At 41.3% G+C, this 19,940-nt stretch carries 22 protein-coding genes; 13 read left to right on the forward strand and 9 right to left on the reverse strand.

The window, feature by feature from the left end:
• The first annotated feature begins 535 nt into the window (after positions 1-535).
• Positions 536-970 carry a hypothetical protein gene (locus H6G28_RS06170; protein WP_190669679.1) on the forward strand — a complete coding sequence of 145 codons (435 nt, stop codon included), beginning with the start codon at positions 536-538 and terminating at the stop codon, positions 968-970.
• A gap of 63 nt (positions 971-1,033) precedes the next feature.
• On the opposite strand, the gene H6G28_RS06175 is transcribed toward H6G28_RS06170, so the two are convergent.
• Complete coding sequence (locus tag H6G28_RS06175; RefSeq protein WP_190669681.1) at positions 1,034-2,062, reverse strand: M20/M25/M40 family metallo-hydrolase; 1,029 nt, start codon at positions 2,060-2,062, stop codon at positions 1,034-1,036.
• A 119-nt stretch (positions 2,063-2,181) separates the two neighbouring features.
• On the opposite strand from H6G28_RS06175, the gene H6G28_RS06180 reads away from it, so the two are divergent.
• Together H6G28_RS06180 and H6G28_RS06185 are read left to right on the forward strand one after the other, a co-directional pair.
• On the forward strand, positions 2,182-3,399 hold the full coding sequence (locus H6G28_RS06180; RefSeq protein ID WP_190669683.1) for an urease accessory protein UreH domain-containing protein: 1,218 nt from the start codon (positions 2,182-2,184) through the stop codon (positions 3,397-3,399).
• A gap of 211 nt (positions 3,400-3,610) precedes the next feature.
• On the forward strand, positions 3,611-4,216 hold the full coding sequence (locus tag H6G28_RS06185; RefSeq protein WP_190588411.1) for a hypothetical protein: 606 nt from the start codon (positions 3,611-3,613) through the stop codon (positions 4,214-4,216).
• 229 nt (positions 4,217-4,445) lie between these two features.
• Here H6G28_RS06185 and galE read toward each other — a convergent pair whose 3' ends face one another.
• The gene (galE, locus tag H6G28_RS06190; protein WP_190669686.1) at positions 4,446-5,444 is read right to left on the reverse strand and encodes a UDP-glucose 4-epimerase GalE; all 999 of its coding nucleotides are present in this window, start codon (positions 5,442-5,444) and stop codon (positions 4,446-4,448) included.
• Between the two features lie 276 nt (positions 5,445-5,720).
• Here galE and fraI point away from each other — a divergent pair, with 276 nt between their 5' ends.
• The 3 genes from fraI (at position 5,721) to H6G28_RS06205 (ending at position 9,097) form a co-directional block, all read left to right on the forward strand.
• Positions 5,721-6,398: a septal nanopore formation protein FraI gene (gene fraI / locus H6G28_RS06195; RefSeq protein ID WP_190588414.1), complete on the forward strand. Its 678-nt coding sequence runs from the start codon at positions 5,721-5,723 to the stop codon at positions 6,396-6,398.
• 277 nt (positions 6,399-6,675) lie between these two features.
• Positions 6,676-8,427, forward strand: coding sequence for an ABC transporter ATP-binding protein (locus H6G28_RS06200; protein ID WP_190588415.1), 1,752 nt, complete (start codon positions 6,676-6,678; stop codon positions 8,425-8,427).
• A 208-nt stretch (positions 8,428-8,635) separates the two neighbouring features.
• Positions 8,636-9,097: a DUF7980 family protein gene (locus tag H6G28_RS06205; protein ID WP_190588416.1), complete on the forward strand. Its 462-nt coding sequence runs from the start codon at positions 8,636-8,638 to the stop codon at positions 9,095-9,097.
• A gap of 88 nt (positions 9,098-9,185) precedes the next feature.
• Here the strand turns inward: H6G28_RS06205 and H6G28_RS06210 are convergent, their stop codons facing one another.
• Positions 9,186-9,992: a prohibitin family protein gene (locus tag H6G28_RS06210; protein ID WP_190669688.1), complete on the reverse strand. Its 807-nt coding sequence runs from the start codon at positions 9,990-9,992 to the stop codon at positions 9,186-9,188.
• A gap of 305 nt (positions 9,993-10,297) precedes the next feature.
• On the opposite strand from H6G28_RS06210, the gene H6G28_RS06215 reads away from it, so the two are divergent.
• From H6G28_RS06215 to H6G28_RS06230, 4 genes are all read left to right on the forward strand, one after another.
• The gene (locus H6G28_RS06215; protein WP_190669690.1) at positions 10,298-11,101 is read left to right on the forward strand and encodes a TIGR04255 family protein; all 804 of its coding nucleotides are present in this window, start codon (positions 10,298-10,300) and stop codon (positions 11,099-11,101) included.
• Positions 11,098-11,748: an XRE family transcriptional regulator gene (locus H6G28_RS06220; protein WP_190669692.1), complete on the forward strand. Its 651-nt coding sequence runs from the start codon at positions 11,098-11,100 to the stop codon at positions 11,746-11,748. The genes H6G28_RS06215 and H6G28_RS06220 overlap by 4 nt, the downstream gene beginning before the upstream one ends.
• A complete protein-coding gene (locus H6G28_RS06225) occupies positions 11,738-12,625 on the forward strand; it encodes a hypothetical protein (protein WP_190669694.1) in 888 nt (295 codons plus the stop codon). The genes H6G28_RS06220 and H6G28_RS06225 overlap by 11 nt, the downstream gene beginning before the upstream one ends.
• Before the next feature lie 367 nt (positions 12,626-12,992).
• On the forward strand, positions 12,993-13,271 hold the full coding sequence (locus H6G28_RS06230) for a hypothetical protein (protein ID WP_190588418.1): 279 nt from the start codon (positions 12,993-12,995) through the stop codon (positions 13,269-13,271).
• Here the strand turns inward: H6G28_RS06230 and H6G28_RS06235 are convergent.
• The 3 genes from H6G28_RS06235 to H6G28_RS06245 all read right to left on the reverse strand — a co-directional run bounded on the left by H6G28_RS06235 (position 13,268) and on the right by H6G28_RS06245 (position 15,238).
• Positions 13,268-13,633 (reverse strand): Lin0512 family protein, encoded by a 366-nt coding sequence (locus tag H6G28_RS06235; protein ID WP_062296530.1) that lies wholly within the window; start codon positions 13,631-13,633, stop codon positions 13,268-13,270. The genes H6G28_RS06230 and H6G28_RS06235 overlap by 4 nt on opposite strands.
• A gap of 75 nt (positions 13,634-13,708) precedes the next feature.
• On the reverse strand, positions 13,709-14,575 hold the full coding sequence (locus tag H6G28_RS06240) for a DUF2207 domain-containing protein (RefSeq protein ID WP_190669696.1): 867 nt from the start codon (positions 14,573-14,575) through the stop codon (positions 13,709-13,711).
• A gap of 153 nt (positions 14,576-14,728) precedes the next feature.
• The gene (locus tag H6G28_RS06245) at positions 14,729-15,238 is read right to left on the reverse strand and encodes a pentapeptide repeat-containing protein (protein WP_190588420.1); all 510 of its coding nucleotides are present in this window, start codon (positions 15,236-15,238) and stop codon (positions 14,729-14,731) included.
• 14 nt (positions 15,239-15,252) lie between these two features.
• Between H6G28_RS06245 and H6G28_RS06250 the strand changes: the two genes are divergently transcribed.
• Entirely contained in the window at positions 15,253-15,750 is a 498-nt protein-coding gene (locus H6G28_RS06250; protein ID WP_190669698.1) for a YraN family protein, read from the forward strand.
• A 100-nt stretch (positions 15,751-15,850) separates the two neighbouring features.
• Here the strand turns inward: H6G28_RS06250 and H6G28_RS06255 are convergent, their stop codons facing one another.
• Entirely contained in the window at positions 15,851-16,240 is a 390-nt protein-coding gene (locus H6G28_RS06255) for a hypothetical protein (protein ID WP_190588590.1), read from the reverse strand.
• Positions 16,241-16,460: 220 nt separating this feature from the next.
• On the opposite strand from H6G28_RS06255, the gene queA reads away from it, so the two are divergent.
• Positions 16,461-17,600: a tRNA preQ1(34) S-adenosylmethionine ribosyltransferase-isomerase QueA gene (queA, locus tag H6G28_RS06260; protein ID WP_190669701.1), complete on the forward strand. Its 1,140-nt coding sequence runs from the start codon at positions 16,461-16,463 to the stop codon at positions 17,598-17,600.
• Between the two features lie 313 nt (positions 17,601-17,913).
• Here queA and H6G28_RS06265 read toward each other — a convergent pair whose 3' ends face one another.
• Positions 17,914-18,153 carry a hypothetical protein gene (locus tag H6G28_RS06265; RefSeq protein WP_190669703.1) on the reverse strand — a complete coding sequence of 80 codons (240 nt, stop codon included), beginning with the start codon at positions 18,151-18,153 and terminating at the stop codon, positions 17,914-17,916.
• 61 nt (positions 18,154-18,214) lie between these two features.
• Entirely contained in the window at positions 18,215-18,427 is a 213-nt protein-coding gene (locus H6G28_RS06270; RefSeq protein ID WP_190669706.1) for a CAB/ELIP/HLIP family chlorophyll-binding protein, read from the reverse strand.
• 375 nt (positions 18,428-18,802) lie between these two features.
• Here H6G28_RS06270 and H6G28_RS06275 point away from each other — a divergent pair, with 375 nt between their 5' ends.
• The gene (locus H6G28_RS06275; protein WP_190669708.1) at positions 18,803-19,936 is read left to right on the forward strand and encodes a tetratricopeptide repeat protein; all 1,134 of its coding nucleotides are present in this window, start codon (positions 18,803-18,805) and stop codon (positions 19,934-19,936) included.
• Positions 19,937-19,940: the final 4 nt, after the last annotated feature.

Below are 19,940 nucleotides of genomic sequence, written 5' to 3' on the forward strand. Positions count from 1 at the left end.
ATGAGTAATAAGTCAGAAATTTACTTCAGGACTTACGTAAGTGTCACAATTGGCGGTTGGTGCGTGACGCTAGAAATCTTATAACTACGTTCAAATCTTCTCGTTGCGTCACACACCCTACAGAAAAAATATGCCAGTTGCGTAAGTCCTATACTTATTACTTATTACTCATTACTTAATACTCATGCTTTACCTCACTTACTTCAAAAGTGCTCTATATGTAAGTAGAAGGACTAAATTAAACCTAACTTGAAGTTGCCGGGTTTCGACTGCGCTCAACCCTCGTCTTCTCAAGGATCGAGCATTGAGCGTTCGCGTAGCGTCTCCCTTGGGGAGAAGTCGAAATGCGTCTTCTAAATAATTGTGTCCACCTACTTATACTCCACGAATATGCAAAGTATCTACGGAAAATGCTCATCTCTATTTTTTTGTTGCGGATGTTAATAGAGAGCAGAATTTATCCCGCAAACATACTTTACTTGAGCCTTGAGTCAGCAGCCCGAATGACAGCTAAAAACTTTAGATTTCATCTTGTATGCGTCGCCCAATTATCTATATATTAATTTTGCTAGTTTCAATCTTGTTTGTGACTTTGTTTTGGCCTGTACATAACTCGCAATGTAACTCAGAAGCTTTTTTAAAATCAAACAAACAAAAACTTCAGATAACAGCCTCTCAAGTTGTTGTGCAACCCTGGCGTGGCGAACATCATGTATATGGGATTTTCATGGTTCCCGATGAATACAAAAAAGCACCATTTTTTGTGTTATCAGTCCAAGGTATTGGTAACTATTGTTCTAAACCATTTGGTTACAGCCAAAACTATGATGATGTCTTTGCCCAACCAGGAACTCATTTAATTAGGTATTATCTGAGGACGCGCATTGCGTTACGGATGATTTTTCAAGGTTTATATTTGCAACTTAATGATAAACAAAACTGGGTGTTGATCTACCCACAAGTTAAGTAGAAAGTCAGGAGGCAATGGTTCGGCTGCGCTCACCAACCGGAAGCAGGAGGCAGGATATTAGCCTTAAGGAGAAATTGGAGTGGCTAAACTTTCATGTTTGGCTAACAAAGCAGAGGTAGTATTCACAACAATTTGCGCCGCACCTGCAAAAAACGATCGCTCTATTGTACTAGGCTGGTCACTAGGTTGATGATAATGGGGACTACGCAGATTAGCTGTATCTGTCACTAAAACTGCCCCTACTCCTTGATACCAAAACGGTGCATGGTCACTCCGCAGAGTATCAGGTGTGAGTAATCCTTTCAATGGAATAGGTACTGTGAGAACGGCTGGAAAATTAGCTGGTTGTGGGTTTTGAAAAGCACTCAGCAAAGGTAAATGTTCCGTATCTCCCACCACTGCTAAAAAGTCTCCCTTATCGCTGGGTGGCGTTACAGGTAAACCCGGTGGATATTGTTGACAGCCAGGAGTGTAGCAAGCATAACCAACCATATCCATAACAATCACACCACTGAGATTTTTTAACCGTTTGGCTTGAGCTGCAAAAGCTTTACTACCCAAAAGTCCGGCTTCTTCTTTGTCAAAAAAAATTAACTGTAAAGTGCGTGGAGTCGGTTGGGAACCAAGTAATCTGGCGATTTCTAAGAGTACCGCCACCCCAGTACCGTTATCATCAGCACCAGGAGAAGCGGCGACTGTATCATAATGTGCGCCGACGAGAATTGTACCTGCGGTTTTGTCAGTTCCTAAACGTTCTGCAAAGATATTCACACCCTCAGTAAATTTTTCTAGCTGTGGTTTCCAGCCGGATTTTTTTAATTCACTTGTGATATATGTACGAGTACGCGATCGCTCTGCTGTTGTATAGCGTTGAAAATTTAACTTTTCAATGTGGGCAAGCAAATTCTCAACCGAAACTTGTGGTGTATTGTCTTGTATTGGCGGCTTGGGTTGAGCTTCCTTGGCTGGTACTTGCTCAACAATTTCTGGTGCAGCAGCCTGGGGTAAAAAACTATTGAACGCAATACTTCTACTACCAACAATGACAACTACCACCAGCACCAACAGCATCAGCCAAATCCGTTTTTGCATACATTGAACCCTGCTTTCCAAACCTAGAGTAGCGCAAACACAAGTTTGACGACTTGTCTGTTGACAGAGGCAAAAATTTGACATATTGTTCCTTGTTTGGGCAGTGCTGAAGGCTGGATATGTTAGATTTGTCGCTCATCGCCATCCTGGGATTTCTCGGCAGTTTTGGGCATTGCTTCGGGATGTGTGGCCCTTTAACAGTGGCTTTTTCGTTGTCTGGTAAGCAAAATGGGCAGAAATCGACCTCAGAATTTTCCTCGACTTGGCAACAGCAATTAATATTTCACTTTTTACTGAATCTTGGCAGAATGTTGAGCTACGCCCTGGTGGGTGCAGGAATTGGGGCTGTCGGTTCGGTATTGTTTGAAGGTGGACAACTAGCGGGAATTGGCAGTGAATTTCGCCGTTGGATGGCGATGATTACGGGAATTATGCTGATTTGGTTTGGCTTAGGGCAAATTAAACCAAATTGGTTGCCCCATATTCCGGTATTACACCCTTTATTAAAAAGTAATTTACACGATCACCTGAGTGCAGGTATGGTCAAACTTTCCTCGCAAACCAAATGGTGGACACCCATATTTTTGGGAATGACTTGGGGTTTAATGCCTTGTGGTTTCTTATATGCGGCTCAAATCAAAGCCGCAGAAACCAGCAACCTCTGGATGGGTGCAGCCACAATGTTAGCCTTTGGTTTAGGAACTTTACCCACGATGTTGGGGGTTGGTGTTTCCACTTCGTTAGTTAGTAAAGATAGGCGCAGTCAATTATTTCGCTTAGGCGGTTGGGTAACACTGTCCATTGGTGTAATCACCTTATTGCGGACTGGCGACACAATGGTAGACTACACCGGACACGCCGCCCTATTTTGTCTGATGTTGGCTTTAATTGCTCGCCCAATTAGTAATTTATGGGCTGCACCTATGCGTTATCGGCGGGCTTTGGGTGTGGGTGCTTTTGTGCTGGCTTTAGTCCACACCACCCATAACATTGAACATTCTCTGCAATGGAATTTTGCCGCTTTTTGGTTTTTTCCCAGGGAATTTCGCTGGGGGATAGCTGCGGGTGCTGTAGCATTGATCTTAATGACTCCTGCTGCTTTAACGAGTTGGGAATCGTTGCAAAAATCTTGGGGTAAACTTTGGCGACAAATTCATCTTTTAACTGTGCCGGCTTTAATCTTGAGTACCTTTCATGCAGTGGTGATAGGTTCCCATTACCTGGGTTCTCTAAAATCAACTTGGGGTAATAAGTTGGCAACAGTGCTACTAGTTACAGCTACCCTTGGAGTATTGCTGTTGCGTTGGGTAAAAGCAGGTGAGCAGGTTAAGAAGTAAAAAGTAAAAAGTAAAAAGTAAAAAGATAATCTCCATAAATAAATTTAGGGGATTTCATCAGGACATATTATTTTTCGCTGCTGTGCGCCTCGAAATAAATGTTTTTATTTTGTTCCATATATAAATTTAGAGGCTTACGAGCATTTTTATTTTTCTTTATTTTGCCTTTTAACTTTTGCCTTATTTGGTGAGCATGAATTATTTTCCAAGCATGAAAAAATTACAATCCGCATTATTGCTGTTTTGTGTAGCGATCGCAATTACTAATATTCACCCAGTCTTGGCCCATAAAGTCCAAGTAGCCGCAGATGTCGGCGCGACTCTCCATCTCGAACCTAATGATAATCCCCGCGCTGGCGAACCTACCCAAGCTTGGTTTGCTCTGGCACGGAAAGGTGGACAAACCATTCCCCTCGCTCAGTGTAATTGTCAGTTGGCAGTTTACGCCGAACCCCACACCCCCAGCGAACCAGCACTACTGGAACCATCCCTCAAACCTGTATCCGCCGAACGCTTCCAAGGTATTCCCGGAACCGAAATCACCTTCCCCAAACCCGGACTTTATCAATTACAACTCAGTGGTAAACCCGCAAAAGGCGCTAATTTCAAACCCTTTACCCTCAAGTTTGAAGTCACCGTCGCTGCTGGTACTCAAAGTAATACACAAGATTCTCAAAAAGTCAATATTAATAATGCCAACAGTGATGCTGTAGCTCAGGAAACTACAAAAACTTTACCACCCTGGGCGATCGCAATTCCCGGTTTTGTACTAGTCGGGATTTTCGTAGTTTTCTGGCAACAGACAAGAAGAAGTTAGTTGTAGTGAAGTGCTGAGTGCTGAGTGCTGAGTGCTGAGAAAAAAATTCTTCTCCTGCGGTCTGTATAATCAGTGTTTTACCAGATATGAGATGAGTGGTCTTGTAACTCAGCACTTTCAACTCAGCGAGAAGTTGCGTGCGGAGAGAACTTGCGTGCGCGGGTTCCCCGCGTTGAGCAAAGTTCGGAGGGTTTCCCCCGTTGAGCAAACTTCGGTGACTCAGCACTTTTTATTTGTGTCGCTTTTGATGCCACTGCCAAGCATGACTCACAATATCTTGGATATCTGGATATTGCGATCGCCAGCCGAGGATTTTTCTCGCTTTTTCACTACTACCAATTAAAACAGGTGGATCACCAGGACGGCGATCACATTCTTGGACGGGAATTGATAAGCCAGTCACCGACTCAGCCGCCGCAATCACTTCACGCACTGAAAAACCATTACCGTTACCCAAGTTAAATACTTCGCTATCGCCACCCTGTAATAAATATTCCAGCCCTAAAACATGGGCATCGGCTAAATCGTTCACATGAATATAATCACGAATACAAGTACCATCAGGTGTGGGGTAATCTGTGCCGAAAATTGAGATAGATTCCCGCTTACCCAAAGCTGTTAATAATATCAAAGGAATTAAATGAGTTTCTGGGTTGTGGTCTTCACCTAGTAAACCATCAGGATTCGCACCAGCCGCATTAAAGTAGCGGAACCGGACTGATTTTAAATTATAAGCAACATCAAAATCAGCAAGAATCCGCTCTACCATCAGCTTAGTAGCCCCATAAGGATTGATGGGGTCTTGGGGATGGTCTTCGGGAATTGGGACGACTTCTGGGACTCCGTAGGTGGCGCAGGTAGAAGAAAATACGAACTTGTGAATGGATGCAGCCAGCATTGCTTCTAATAAAGTCAGCGTACCGACCACATTGTTACGGTAATATTTTGCGGGGTCAGTCACGGACTCGCCTACGTAAGCATAAGCAGAAAAGTGCATCACAGCCGCAAAATTACGGGTTTTAAATAATTCATCTAATAAAGGGCGATCGTTTGTATCACCCACTACCAGTTCTACCTGTAAAACTTGCTCTACCAACTCTCGATGACCGTAGACCAGGTTATCAAGTATTACCACGTCATAACCTGCTTGCTTGAGAGCCAGTACAGTATGAGAACCGATGTATCCTGCGCCCCCGGTGACTAAAATGCTGGGTTTTTGTGGCGACATAGTTTTTCCCCTCTGAGTTAAAAATTCCTCAATTAATTATGGGTGTAGGGATGTAAGGGTGTAAGGGTGACAGAAAAAATTTTTTCTCACCTGGAAAATTATAAATAATAGACGCAGTGTCAAAAAATTGCTCTAAAATCACTACGACGGTAGTCTTTAGGTGTGAGGCTGGTAATATTTGCAGTCAAGTAAAAGTGCGATTACAATTTGACGGTCAAATACACAATCTTGCTCCAAACCTAGGCTGATCGCACTAGAAAATTTGAGAGTTACTCTATGTTCATATTGTTGAGCCGCGTACTACTGTGGCTGCTTGTAGGCACTATCGTATATTCTTTGTTCCAGAGGTTCTATCCTCAAGGAACTTTCGCCGGAAGGGTGGTCTTGGTGATTATTTTGGTGGTCATAGCGTTGTCGTTCATTAATCCTAATGAACCAGCTGTGGCTTCTTTGTGGAGGGTGATCTCCTTTCCACTCAAACCCTTGGGTGCATCAGTGTTAATGATGATTTTTGCCGCCCAGAAAATTAAGGATGGTGGGATAGCAAAACCGGGGGGAACATTACTAGCTGCATCGCTGATTATTTTGCTGTTGTCCAGTACACCAGCGATCGCTTATTTTTTGGTGAGATCACCAATTGCGGCGACAGCTACTAATTCCACTTTAACAAATCAGGCACTGGTCAGAAATTATCTGCCGGCTGGGGCGACTGGTTCGGAAGTACTGGTTGCATTTACTCCTGGTGTGACAACTAGTGATGTAAGTGCGATCGCACTTAACGCGGCGGATATCAAAATCCCACCGTACTTGTTACAAAATCCCCAGCAAATTCGAGAACGGGGTTTGCGATTAGAGGACTTTGTACCCAGTGCGGAAACACTGCAACTTACTACCCAAGTTTGGGAAAGTTACCTTAACCAAGTTTACTTTTTCTTACGTGGTCGCCAGTCCTAGGGTTAAAAAAGTAAAATTAACAAGGCCGCAATGCTATCCCCTAGTGGCTGGCCTTATTTAAAAACCTGAATTCAGCATTGAGCCTAAGTGGCAATCAGAAATAGTATCTATCGCTACTCCCACGCCAAACTACTATCTTTGACTGCAATTTAGGATGAGAATTCAGCAGATAATTTTCTCTACTGAATTCTGATGACACACTCCTGAATTCTTTGTAGATAAAATATAAACCTACGATCCGTTTGTTTTAGGATGATGGAGTTGCAAAGTTGCTTTAATGGCAAAATCTCGACGACTAGCTAAACTCGGTGCTTACCTGCGTCCTCATTGGGTAGAGGCAACATTAGGTATTTTTGCTTTGTTGTCTGTCAATGGCTTGGGCGTTTATATTCCTTGGTTGATTCGCGGTTGTGTTGATATACTGTCAACCCAATTTAGTTGGAACCAACTCATACATTATGTAGTAATCATTGTTTTGTTGAGTTCAGCAATGTGGTTAATCCGCATGGCTTCTCGAATCTGGCTATTTGGCGTAGGACGACAGGTAGAATTTGACCTAAAACAACGGATTTTTGAACATTTACTCAAGTTAGAACCTGCTTATTTTGCTACCAATACCGCCGGAGATTTGATTAATCGTGCTACCAGCGATGTGGAAAATATTCGGCGTTTATTGGGTTTTGCCGTACTGAGTTTAGCCAATACTTTTTTTGCTTATGCTTTAACACTGCCAGTCATGTTGACGATTAGTGTCGATATGACACTATATTCCTTGGCAGTGTATCCTATGATGTTTTTGTTGGTACATTTGTTTAGCGATCGCCTCCGCAAACAACAAGCCGAAGTCCAAGAAAAACTCTCTGATATTAGTGAACTAATTCAAGAAGATATTAGCGGCATTGCCTTAATTAAAATTTACGCTCAAGAAGAAAACGAGCGCCAAGCCTTTGCTAAAAAGAATCAACAGCTATTAAGAGCTAACTTACAATTAGCCAAAAGCCGTAATGTGTTGTTTCCTTTAATTGGCGGTTTAGCTAATCTCAGTTCTTTAATTATTATTTGGTTAGGAACAACCCGAATTTCTGGCGGAACTTTAGCCGTTGGGGACTTTTTAGCACTGCTAATTTATGTAGAACGGCTGGTGTTTCCCACAGCTTTATTAGGTTTTACCATTACCACCTATCAACGAGGTGAAGTCAGTATTGATCGCTTAGAATCGATTCTCAGTGTTACTCCCAAAATTCAAGACACGGCTGATGTGGTAAATTTAACCGTGGCAGAAGTCAAGGGAGAAATCAGCGCCAAAAACTTCAGCTTTACTTATCCAGAAGCAACAACACCAGCCTTAGATCAGGTCAATTTTACAATTGCACCAGGAGAAACAGTAGCAATTGTTGGCGCAATTGGTTCGGGGAAATCAACTTTAGCCAATGCTTTACCCAGGTTGTTAGATATTGCTCCCGGACAGTTATTTTTAGATGGGATAGACATTACCAAAATTGCCTTATCTGATTTGCGGAGTGCGATCGCTTATGTTCCCCAAGACAGTTTTTTATTCAGCACCACCATCAAAAATAATATCCGCTACGCTGACCCAGGGCGCGAACAACAAGATGTCGAATCTGTGGCTGTCATGTCTCAGATTCATCCCGAAATTCTGAATTTCCCCCAACAATACGAAACTCTAGTTGGTGAACGCGGTATTACCTTATCTGGCGGACAAAGACAACGCACAGCTTTAGCGAGAGCTATGTTAGTTGATGCGCCAGTTTTAATTTTGGACGATGCTTTATCGAGCGTTGATAATCAAACAGCCACCAAAATTCTCAAAAATCTTTCTAGTGGAACTAGTCGCAAAACAGTAATTTTTATCACCCATCAACTATCAGCAGCAGCCGCCGCCGACCGAATTTTAGTCATGGATAAAGGTAAAATTGTCCAAGCCGGCAATCATGTAGACTTAGTGCAGCAAGAAGGCTTGTATAGAATTTTGTGGAGTCAACATCAAGTCGAGGAATTGTTGCGTTAATCCAAATAATGAGGTCAAGATAAACGACAAGTTCAGTGACCGCCTGCGCGGTTTCAGAACAAGTTATTTTTTGTTAGTCAGCGTGGTGTGCTTGGAGTACTACGCTGACTTTGTTTATGATGTTAAGTCTTGAAATATTAAGATATTAATAGACTTATGTCCAATTTGCGTTTAAAATACACAAAGCCGAGAGGAATAGTGTGTATTTATGGAAAGCGCCCAAAAAGCTAGTCAAGAGTTGAGTTTAGCAGTAAATACCGCCCCAGAGCGATCGCCCCAGACTGTTCCTCAAGAATCCCACAAAAATATTTTCAAAAAGCTGAGAGGTGGGTTCTTGCTGGTTTTGGGATATTTACTATCCCCTTTGTGTTGGTGGAATGACATTGTATTTAATCTACCCATTGCTTACTTTTTTGGGTACTTATGTAGTTTATTTTCCCCAAAATTGTTCATACCTTGTGCCATCGTGGGTTATTGGCTGTCTAATGTTGTGGGGATTCTCTTGATGCAATACGGTTCTAAAGATATCTTTCAAAAAGATTCACAAGAACGCAACCTCAAAAAAGAACTGTTATCAGGTTTAGTATCTTCCACAATTTACACTATTGTAATTATTTTACTGATTCAGTTGAAGATACTAGAAGCACCTGTCTTATTCGCTAAGAGTTAACACTCATCCTAAGTTGCTTTCAAAAATAGTATTTCTACTTCACACAGAGACGTTGTATACAACGTCTCTACTTTATATTCCTGATTTACTACTTATAAGCTTTAAGTAATTCACTAAAATCCCAGATTTTCGGATTTTCTTTACCAATAACTAGTGGTAACTTGCCATTCCATTTTTCGATTGCTTGTTTTTGCAGTAATTCAGGAGTTAAACCATCACGTAGCAATCTATAAGTTTCCGCCTCACCTCTGGCTAAATTAACTTTTGCTTCTGCTTCTTTTACAGCTTTTAATGCTAAAAACTCTGCTTTTTTAGCTTCTTGTTCAGCAATTTGTTTTGCTTCTACCGCCTCACTAAATCGCTCCGAAAAATGAACATGAACTAAAGAAATATCATCAAATGCAAGATGATAGCTACGTAGGCGAGTAGTTAAAGCTGAGTCTAAACCTAACTTGACATCTCCACGTTTAGTAATAATTTCTTCCGCAGTATATTGAGCAATAATCGCTTTGAGGACTTCTTCAATTGCCGGATTGATAATCCGGGAAATGATATTTTCTCGGTTGCCAATTTGTTGAAAAATAGTATTAACTTCTTCTGGGATGATATGCCAGTTTAAAGCCACATCAGTGAACACATCTTGTAAATCTTTAGAAGCTGCTTCAGTAGATATTTCCTGTTTCTGCACACGTATACTGATTTTTTCAACTGTATTCACTACTGGGATAATTAAATGTAGCCCTTCTCCTAATATTTGCTCTTGTACCTCGCCAAATTTCATTAATACGCCACGTTCACCCGCATTTACGATCACGCAAGGCGTTAGAAAAATAGTGATTAAAACTAAAAGCGCCGTCAATTTACCAGCACTATTAAAAGCTTTATTGTTTTTCATCTTTGTCTATAAATGTAACGCCTCTGTCAGTACATTGCTATGAGTTAGTTTTTCGCCATATAAACAACAAAGGAAGGCGTTTTGGAACAGACCTCTGCAACAGCGTTGTTTAACTAAACTGTTAAGACTTTACAAGTGTTACTATTATGGGATTTTCTAGTTCCAAATGTCTGATGGGAAAATTTTTCTTAAACTTCACACTCTACTTCACACTATTGCCCTATTATAGTTGTAGACGATAAGCTAATCCTATTGTCTTTATTTATACTTAAAATTCCATAAAAGCCCTTAAAAGGATCTAAACAGTGGTTAATTTCAATCCACTCACTGCACCACCACCCGCAGAAGTGCCATTAGATAATGCACCCCTTGTTCGTGTAATTGCACAAGTGCGCTTTCCGCCTATTCTCTCAATTGAGAAGAAAGATTTTGTGGGTTCATTTCAAGAAGCAATTCGAGAAAAATATCCTATTTTACAGCCGGAGCAAACTCAAGGTTTTGCTTTGAGTCCCCAAGGTGTTGTTCCAATTGCCCCGCAAGTTACATGGCGCTTTGTAGACGCTACAAATAGGTGGAATTGGCGAGTTTCATTAGCACCTAATTTTGTTGCACTGGAAACAAATTCTTATTTAAGCCGTAGTGATTTTCTAGAACGTCTAGAAAAAATACTTTTTGCGCTTAATGAAACCTTTAAACCTCCAATTATTGAAAGATTTGGGTTGCGATATATCGACAGAGTTGTCGGTCAAAATTTCCAAGACATATCATTACTAGTGAAGCCTGAGATAGCTGGAATGATGAATGCTGATTTTAGAGAGTACATTCATCAAAGCATTAATGAATCTTTATTTATTCTTCCAGATGGAAGCAAACAAATAGTTGCAAGATGGGGAACTATGCCTGGTGGTACAACTTTTGATCCAGAGTCAATAGAAGCTGTTGCTGAAGCTAGTTGGATTCTTGATATAGATATGTCTATTTCTAATAATCTACAATTTTCCGTTGAGGAGTTGATGAGTGAAGCGCAACATTTTTCTGAGAGGATCTATACCTTTTTTCGATGGGCAGTAACCAATGATTTCCTACGACGTTATGGAGGTAAATTATGATTCCTTTATTAAATAGACAAACTGAGCAGCAGCAATTACATACTTATCAAACCATTACCTCAAGAATATTTACAGTTTCCTCTAGTACAACTGCTTCTAGAGAAAACATTAGTCGAAATTTAGTAGCCGGTTCAGAGATCACAACGAGTGGAGTCATTTTACCTAGTTCTCCAGAAGCAACACAGAAAGCCGTTAATGAGCTAAAAAGACTCAGTGGATTGACATGGGATCAACTTGCCAAGCTTTTCAATGTTTCACGTAGAAGTCTTCATTCTTGGGCAAGTGGAGAGCGACTAAACAGCTTTAATGAATATACCTTAAATCAACTTTTAGGCATGATTCAGTACATTGATCGAGGAAGTGCAAGCCTCAATCGTAGTCTCTTGCTACAACCTGGTAGCAATGGTATACCTCTTATTGATCTATTGGTGGTAGGTAACTACGAAGAAGTTAAACAAATTCTTGGTTCTGGTAATGCTCCTCACAAACCAAAATTAGGTGCTTTATCTGAAGAAGAACGCAGACTACGAATGCCTTTACCTCCTGATGTTTTAGCCAATTCTCTTCCAGATATTAGCTATCACCAGACTGGAAGATCCAGACCTGCACAAGCAGCAAGGAGTCGAAGAAATAGCAGTGGTCAATGAACACGACGTTTTGATTCAACAAATAGACGCTGCTCTTAAAGAGTGGAGTCAGGGTGATTGTGTGGTGGGGGAACATTGGTTTGTCCACCGCTTTAACCCTCAACATCCTCTAACCTCGGACTCTGCTGATATTGCACAAGAAGGAACTGACCTTTCAGAATCAGAAGTCCAAGGATTTGCTGTAGTTTCTCAAACGTGTGATATTGTTCCACAGCGTTCGCGTACTTGTAAGGATCGTCCATTTGTTGAGGTAGTACCTCTTATAAAGATCAACCAGAAATTCTTGGACAAAATTAAGTTTCAGGGGAGTCAGGAGCAATTTCTAGATGAAGTGCGGAAATGTAGACGAACTCAATTCGCATACATCCCTGGAGTTGCAGAGTATTATCTTATTGCTGACCTTGACCGTGTAATGACAGTAGAAAAGGCTGTTATTTCCGAATGGAAACGTATTCCTGGATGCCGAAACGATGAAGAAATCAGAACATTGGGGCAGGTATTAGCTCGGAAACGAGTTCGATTTGCTTTTCCTGATGATTTTAATCAATTTGTAAGAAACCTACAACAGCGAATTCAAAGTAAGCACAGTAAAAATAGCGATGAAGGAGAAGCCCTTCGCGCCTTACGCGAAATTAGAGTGCGTGCAGAACCTTCTTGGAATGCACCAGAAGTTCAGTTGATGTTCTTCTTTATTCGTCATGAAGACCAGATTCAATCTCAAAAAATGGAATGGGACAAACTTCGCAGACAATGGTTAGACTTAGTTCCTGAATCTGGGCGTTTCAAGGCTGATGGGATAGTAACATCTCTCGAAGACATGACAGCGAAGGATTATGTTGAGAGCGATCTGCTTGATCTGGATCACTTATCCTCGTAAAGCAGATTTAAAATTTTACACTTGATCTGCTGAAAACTAATACCAATTCAAAATTCAAAATTGAGAAAGCTAGATATCATACCATTACACTTTAAAAATGATACAGATATACAAGCAGCGCCTCGACTTCGCTCGGCGAACAGAAGCAGAAGTACAGAGGAAGTGATTTGTATCAGTATTTTCGTGAATTGGTATCACAGGGATTTTAGACTATGTATCTGTCACATTATTTTTTAAAATTAGTATAAGCTAGTGCTTTTAGAGTCTTGCTAGTAACTCTCTGGAGATTCATTCCACATCAGGTATCATGCAATCTGTCTAGGCTATTAGTAAACTAGTAGAGTTGTTTGGTGACAGGGATGGAACGATGAGAGTTTGGATTGCTTGCTTTGTGCTATTGTTCGCTTTAGCAGAACTATTTGACTGGTTACAAGAATTTTCTTTACCATTGCCCATTTATATTTTAGGCGGGGCATTTTTAGCAGTTGCTTCTAATTATGACAAGATTATAGGTTATTACTCTCGTGATACATCAATTGCAGCATCACTCGAAACGCCACAACCACAATTAGATGTATCAACTCCACCCTTAGCCTCGATTTCTCATGCTGTTGAGGATGTGCAGAAACCGGAGAACCAAGCTTAGTCGGTTTCGATGAGGACTGTCACCGCAGCGATCGCAATTAACATATCATCATTTTTATCATTCAGAGAGGGAATCGCCCGTCCTTGAACCACCATTCCCCCAGATTCGACATTTATCGTTTTGCGTCCAAACGGTAGTACTGCGAGAACCTCATCTGTTCTCACTTGTTCGGGATAAGGTACTGCTACTTGCACTTCTACAATCATCTCATTGGGATCATTCAACCCAGCAACTTCCCAGACTCCTGGTAAAGCATTGTGCGCGATCGCATTGCGGACTGCTCTTGCAGCTGCTACAGTTGGTTCCTGTCCATGCTGATCTACACCCATCCCCATCTCAATTACTAACCGTTTACGCGCCACAGTCACCTCCTGGATATCCTCGATATTTGTACTTCACTACTGTAATTAGATTTGATGCGTACTGCGTTTATTTAGTTAATCACCACCGCCACCGCCACCGCCACCATAATCACCGCCACCATAATCACCGCCACCGCCATAGTAATAACTGCTACTGTCTCCAATGTAGCTACTACTAGTCCCAGTCCTAGAGATAATAATGAGGAAAAGAGGCATACCAACGACTAGTAATCCCGACAAAATCCACAATAACCTCTCATAAAAAAATTGTGTACTTTGCCATCCAGAGGTTTCAATCTTAGTACCCGCACGATCAAATATCACCTGAATTTCTAACCCCTTCCCTGGCTCTAGAAATTGTTTAGTAACAGCCTCAATAGTTTTTGTATCGACTCGGCGAATATTTGCAACTACACCAAAGCTTTGGAATGTTTTAATTTTAGTAGTAAGTTCTTCAGGAAATTCCACCCTAACCTGTGCCTGTTTAATAGGGGCTTTACGGTCAGAGAATATCGCTTCCCAATCTACTTGAGCATAATTATGATTGACGCGCAATCCTCCAATAACACGATATTTCAACACGAAAGTAGAGCTTTCTGGTGGTTGCAATTGATGTTCCCAACGAATCCAAAATTGATTATTTACTGTACTTGTTTTACTGGGTAACACTTGACCATTTTCGGATACAGAAACTTCAGTAATTCTGTCTACTTTATCTAAAGGAATGTACCGGGAGCGCAGATGGTTATACTCTCCAGTAAAATTATATTTTTGTGTTTCAGTGACTAACATATCACCGTTAGGCTGTACGGCAATATCGACATTGATAAATTCCCAATAGAAAGGTGCTGATTCGGCTTGGACATTATGAATAGTAAATGTGAAGCCAAGAACAAATGTGAAACAAAATAGCAGCAGCCTGGCTACTAATTTTTTGCTCATATATTTACAAATTGGTATATTTTGGAAAACGAAAAGAGACGTGAAGTATTTACAAAATACCTTCGCAATTTTACGAGGGTAAGTTGCTGTCTGAACTCTCTTTTCTCTGAATTCTTGGCAAAAACAATAAGTCCTCACAGTAAGTTCATTTCACTAAGGACAAAACAAAGTATCACGGGTTTCTCGTCCTGTGGTGGGATTAGTACCTTTAGCTACCTTGCATAATTTTTTTTGTTCATCTGGACGCAGCAGCACATCAGTAAAATCTGCTCCATCAATAATTGCGCCATCAAATTTGGCATTAGCCGCAAATGCACCTTCTAAAACTGCATTAGTCAAATCTGCTTTAATGAGCCGCGCTGAGTCTAAAGTAGCATTTGTCAAGTTAGACCCCTGTAAGTTTGCTGACTCCAAATTAGCAGCAAAGAAACTCACACCAGTTAAGTTACTATTGCTAAAATTACTTTGCCGGAGATTAGCTTTGGTAAAGCTAGAATCTGTTAAATCACGTCCAGAAAAATCAGCTTCTACTAATATTTCTTTGTTATATTCGAGTGCTAAAGCTGTGGGCGGATAAGTAAAAGTGGCTGTAATGCTTAACACAGCCCACAGCAATACACTGAGTATACCTGCCCAAATGCGATCGCTTAACCTAAAATTCATGGTACTTTTCACCAATGGCGAATCATCCTCCATCCCATTATCTCGATATTGGTCAACAAGGTGAAGACTTAGTTACACAATGGTTACAGTCTACAGGTTGGTTGATTTTACATCGCCGCTTTTCTTGTCGTTGGGGAGAGATTGATATTATTGCTCAGTATCCAGGAAAAGAGGTAGGGGAGCAGAGGTGCAAGGGAGCAGAGGAAGAAAACTCTACACTTGCTTTTGTTGAGGTGAAAACTCGGAGTTCACGAAATTGGGATGCAGGGGGAAGAGAGGCTATCACCCCACAAAAACAGGCAAAACTCTGGCGTACCGCAGAAATGTTTTTAAATCAATATCCCGAAAACGCTGAATATCCCTGTCGTTTTGATGTGGCTATTGTGGGTTATCAGCAAATATCCAAATTAAAAACTCACATTACATCAGCCCAAGATGCGGTATTTAGTGCATCAATAGGGGATTATAAATTTTTTCTGGAAGAATATATTCCCGCAGCTTTTGACTTATAAATTCGCTGATTAAAGTGAGGGCGAATAATAATTGATCACAACTGAAATATGTTTGTTACCAATTACAGATTCTTTCTAGCCGCCCTCACTATCAGCAGTTTCACGCTAAGGTTTCTGGACAGTAACCTAATCCACGAACAAACTGTTGGCGGAATGCTTCAATTTCTTCTCTCTCTGGGCTACCATGAGAGACGATCGCTACTTGATAGCGGCGCATTACGTCTACTGGAGACTGACCAGCTTCCAAACTCCAAAGTGCCATTTGTACACGCATAGGTGGCTCGTAGCAAATTCCTAATTCATTTAGAAAAGCTCGAAAGTCTCCATCCTGTTGCGCGGAGATTTGACATTTAAGTTTGATCCTAACCACCCAGCCATCTATTTGATGAATAACTGTAACGAAAGAGACAGGCAACTGGGGCGTGGCGTGCAGATGTTGAACGACCCTCAATGTTAGACTGGCATTTGCCAGATAATACAAATATTCCATGTTGGTGCTTGGGATCAAAGCCAATCCTACACTTCTATCATCCTCAATAGAACACTTTCCCGGTAGGGTAGAAGCCCCCGTCTTTGAATGGGGAGTTTTACCCAATTTACAACCCATCATTAGGTAATACCTAATGATGTCCGTTGGAAAACTCTATGAATGAAATGGTGTTTTCCTTAGAAAATATCAAATAAACCCGTAAAAATTAGCATAACCTTCAATGGAGCCAGCAATAACAAAAGAAAATTTTAATAAAGTTACAGATACAGGAGTAGAAGACAGACAGTTAGATTGTTCCTTAACTGGCTATGACTACATACTACCGCCAGAACTAATTGCTCAAAATCCGGTAGTTCCCAGAGATAGTTCTCGCTTATTAGTAGTCAACTCTACCGCCACAGGTAACAATTTAGCCCCGCTACACCACATCTTCCGCGATTTACCAGAACTCCTGCGCCCTGGGGATTTGTTGGTGATGAATAATACAAAAGTTATCCCCGCCAGACTGTACGGGAATAAATCTACAGGGGCAGAAATTGAAGTATTGCTGTTAGAAGAGAGGCAAAATAATTGTTGGTTAGCTTTAGTCAAACCAGGAAAGCGGTTTAAATTAGGCTCACAGATTATTTTTTCTGGTAAAAATTCCGCCACGCCCCAGCTAACCGCTACAGTTTTAGAAAATGATGCGGCGACTGGCGGGCGGTTGTTGCAATTTGATGTACCACCAGGAAAATCTTTGGTAGAACTGTTAGATAACTTTGGTGAAATTCCTTTACCGCCTTATATCACCACCACAGCCGCAGCTGATGAACAATATCAGACAGTCTATGCCGAACAACCAGGTGCGATCGCTGCACCCACGGCTGGGTTACACTTTACTCCAGAATTACTAGCAAAATTGCGCGATCGCAATATCCATCAAGCATTTGTCACACTCCATGTTGGTGTTGGCACATTTCGCCCTGTGGAAGTGGAAGATGTCACCACCCACGAAATGCACGAAGAATGGATTGAAGTTCCTGCGGCTACAGTCGAACAAATTCGCACCACGAAGGCTGCTGGGGGCAGAATTATTGCCGTTGGTACAACAGTAGTACGCTCTTTAGAAGGTGCAGCCCAGTCTGGCGAGTTACAACCATTTTGTGGCAAAACCAACTTATTTATTTACCCTGGCTATCAATGGCGGGTAGTAGATGGGTTAATTACTAATTTTCACCTACCGCGTTCGAGTTTGCTGATGCTGGTGAGTGCTTTAATTGGCAGACAAAGATTATTGCAAATATACCAAGAAGCGATCGCCTCTCGATATCGTTTCTACTCCTTTGGTGATGCCATGCTAATTTTGCCAGCCAGCACCTAGCCCCGACGAATGAAATTCGCGGCTATAAAAACAAAGTCCGCCTACGCGGACTAACATTAAATTAAGGGTTTTTCCCTGTAGCCGCGACTTCAGTCGCTAGGAATAAATAAACCCTGAATTATTACAGCAACAGGACTTACGAAAAAATTGCCCACAAGCTTAATTTATCGTAGACGCGAAGCGGCTTCCCGCAGGGTAGAACGCCAAGAAATAGTAGAGTTTGCGTAAGTTCTAATCAAAATTAAAAAGAAGCCCTAGTGATAACATAGGGCTTCTTTTTAATCTATTCAATTGACTAACAAAAACCAACTGCTTAACCTACATTACTGAAAAATGTTTCCCAGAGGCTGCCTACAGTTACCATAGCAATTATCAGGTTAGTGAAAAACCTGCCTAATTCAACGTTTTGACCTAATGTTTTGTCATCTTGACCTTTACTAAAAAATAGTGACCAAGCTTGGTTAACATTGATGGTTTCAAAGTTGTTGAAATCAGGGCGAAAAACTACAGATCCAATCATATCTTTTTTAGGAAAATCAAAATCAGTTCTCATAAATTGCCTCACTAAATTTCTATTTTTTGATTGAGTCAAATTCTAAAATAGTCAAACTTATCTACAGGTTTGTTAGCCAACCGATTAAGCTATGTCCGGTGATGATTTCTACAGCGATGATTGAGACAAAACCAATCATTGCCAAACGCCCATTGAGTTTCTCTGCATACTCGGTAAAACCAACTCGTGGGGTTTCTTCTACATAAACTTTTGGTTCAATTGCATAGTTGTTGAGTTGACCGAGTTCATTCATGGTGAAGCCTTTGCTGATCATCTCTTTTTTCCTTGGCTGGTTTATGTAAATAAATATAACAGAATGTAAACAATATTTGCAATATATTGACAAAAATAACTTGTGCTGCAAACCATACTAAACAAGGTTGTAAATACCGTACTCAAACAAAAATCAAGAGTTTGGGGAGGGTGAAGGCGTATAGGGGCAAAATCAAGTCAAAAATTCTCTGACTTTTGAATTTTGACTTCCCCGTAGGGGTGTATGTATCCAAAACCCTTACACCCCTAAACCTTTTCACCCTGTCACCTGTCACCTATTACCTGTCTCCTGTTTTATTCATCTGGCACTTTTAATTTTTCCGGCTGTAGTGGGTACTCTGACATATAGAACTCACTACAATACAGGCTGCTAATTATGTATAAACACCATCAAATTCGTCAGTGGTATTGCGGCTTTCCTCAGATGGCGTTTCACCAAGTGATTAATTGGCGGAAGTCGCATTTAACCATCATCTCAGCGGCCTCGGCGTTTTTGGTGTTGGCTGCACCATCAGTAATGAATTTACCGGGAAGTCGGTTACTCGCAGAAAATGTCATCTCTCAAGATTTGGATGCAGCGATTTTTTACCAAAAAGGAGTGACGCTATATAACCGCAAAGATTTAGACGGTGCGGAATCTGCCTTTCGTCAAGCCTTGGAACGTGACCCAAATATTGGGATGGCGCGGAATTATTTAGGGAATATTCTGTTAAGACAAAATCGCCTGGATGCGGCCGTGCAAGAATATGGCGAGGCGATTAGAATGAACCCCAACCAAAGTGAGATTTATTACAACTTAGGGTTAGCGTTACAACGACAAGGACAGAAAGAAGCTGCCGTCACTGCTTACCGCCAAGCCGTAGTGATAGATCCCAAAATGGCAACAGCCCAGTATAACTTGGGTGTATTGCTACATGAACTAGGACAACCACAAGAAGCGATCGCAGCTTATCAACAAGCGGCTAATCTAGATAGTGGTAATGAGAATACCTTTTTTAACTTAGCGATCGCGCTGCAAGAACAAGGAAAATTAGAAGATGCGATCGCAGCTTACCGTCAAGTTATCCAACTTAACCCCAAAAATACAGTCGCCTACAATAATATGGCTGGTTTGCTAGTAGTCCAAGGGCAGACGGCTGAGGCAATTAATGTTTATAAACAAGCCATTCGCCAAAACTCCAAAGATGCTGTCGCATACCACAACTTAGGCATCACTTTATATAATCAAGGCGAACTCAAAAAAGCAAATGCAGCCTTGAAAAATGCCCTGAATAACTACCGCACACAAGGTAATACCGAACAAACTGCCAAAGTTGAACAACTAATGCAGCAAATTACCCAGCAAATTGCCCAACAGAAGTTACAAGAACAACAACAGCGTCAAGCAGGTAAAAAACCCGCACCAACTGAAAATGTAGCGACACCAGAACAACCCACCCCCACAACACCCGAAGGAACACCAGCCAAACCTGGAGATGTGCCAGTTTCTTTTGGACAAGAGAGTAAATAAAAGT

It is taken from the genome of Nostoc sp. FACHB-190 (genome assembly GCF_014696905.1).
Classification (GTDB): domain Bacteria; phylum Cyanobacteriota; class Cyanobacteriia; order Cyanobacteriales; family Nostocaceae; genus Nostoc_B.

Coding starts and splice junctions, on each gene's coding strand:
- H6G28_RS06200 (WP_190588415.1), top strand. CDS start 6,676: ATGGCAAAATCTCGACGACTAGCTAAACTCGGTGCTTACCTGCGTCCT.
- H6G28_RS06185 (WP_190588411.1), top strand. CDS start 3,611: ATGAAAAAATTACAATCCGCATTATTGCTGTTTTGTGTAGCGATCGCA.
- H6G28_RS06230 (WP_190588418.1), top strand. CDS start 12,993: ATGAGAGTTTGGATTGCTTGCTTTGTGCTATTGTTCGCTTTAGCAGAA.
- H6G28_RS06250 (WP_190669698.1), top strand. CDS start 15,253: ATGGCGAATCATCCTCCATCCCATTATCTCGATATTGGTCAACAAGGT.
- H6G28_RS06210 (WP_190669688.1), bottom strand. CDS start 9,992: ATGAAAAACAATAAAGCTTTTAATAGTGCTGGTAAATTGACGGCGCTT.
- queA (WP_190669701.1), top strand. CDS start 16,461: ATGGAGCCAGCAATAACAAAAGAAAATTTTAATAAAGTTACAGATACA.
- H6G28_RS06275 (WP_190669708.1), top strand. CDS start 18,803: ATGTATAAACACCATCAAATTCGTCAGTGGTATTGCGGCTTTCCTCAG.
- H6G28_RS06240 (WP_190669696.1), bottom strand. CDS start 14,575: ATGAGCAAAAAATTAGTAGCCAGGCTGCTGCTATTTTGTTTCACATTT.
- H6G28_RS06205 (WP_190588416.1), top strand. CDS start 8,636: ATGGAAAGCGCCCAAAAAGCTAGTCAAGAGTTGAGTTTAGCAGTAAAT.
- galE (WP_190669686.1), bottom strand. CDS start 5,444: ATGTCGCCACAAAAACCCAGCATTTTAGTCACCGGGGGCGCAGGATAC.
- H6G28_RS06265 (WP_190669703.1), bottom strand. CDS start 18,153: ATGAGAACTGATTTTGATTTTCCTAAAAAAGATATGATTGGATCTGTA.
- H6G28_RS06170 (WP_190669679.1), top strand. CDS start 536: ATGCGTCGCCCAATTATCTATATATTAATTTTGCTAGTTTCAATCTTG.
- H6G28_RS06175 (WP_190669681.1), bottom strand. CDS start 2,062: ATGCAAAAACGGATTTGGCTGATGCTGTTGGTGCTGGTGGTAGTTGTC.
- H6G28_RS06180 (WP_190669683.1), top strand. CDS start 2,182: ATGTTAGATTTGTCGCTCATCGCCATCCTGGGATTTCTCGGCAGTTTT.
- H6G28_RS06245 (WP_190588420.1), bottom strand. CDS start 15,238: ATGAATTTTAGGTTAAGCGATCGCATTTGGGCAGGTATACTCAGTGTA.
- H6G28_RS06255 (WP_190588590.1), bottom strand. CDS start 16,240: ATGGAATATTTGTATTATCTGGCAAATGCCAGTCTAACATTGAGGGTC.
- H6G28_RS06220 (WP_190669692.1), top strand. CDS start 11,098: ATGATTCCTTTATTAAATAGACAAACTGAGCAGCAGCAATTACATACT.
- H6G28_RS06270 (WP_190669706.1), bottom strand. CDS start 18,427: ATGATCAGCAAAGGCTTCACCATGAATGAACTCGGTCAACTCAACAAC.
- fraI (WP_190588414.1), top strand. CDS start 5,721: ATGTTCATATTGTTGAGCCGCGTACTACTGTGGCTGCTTGTAGGCACT.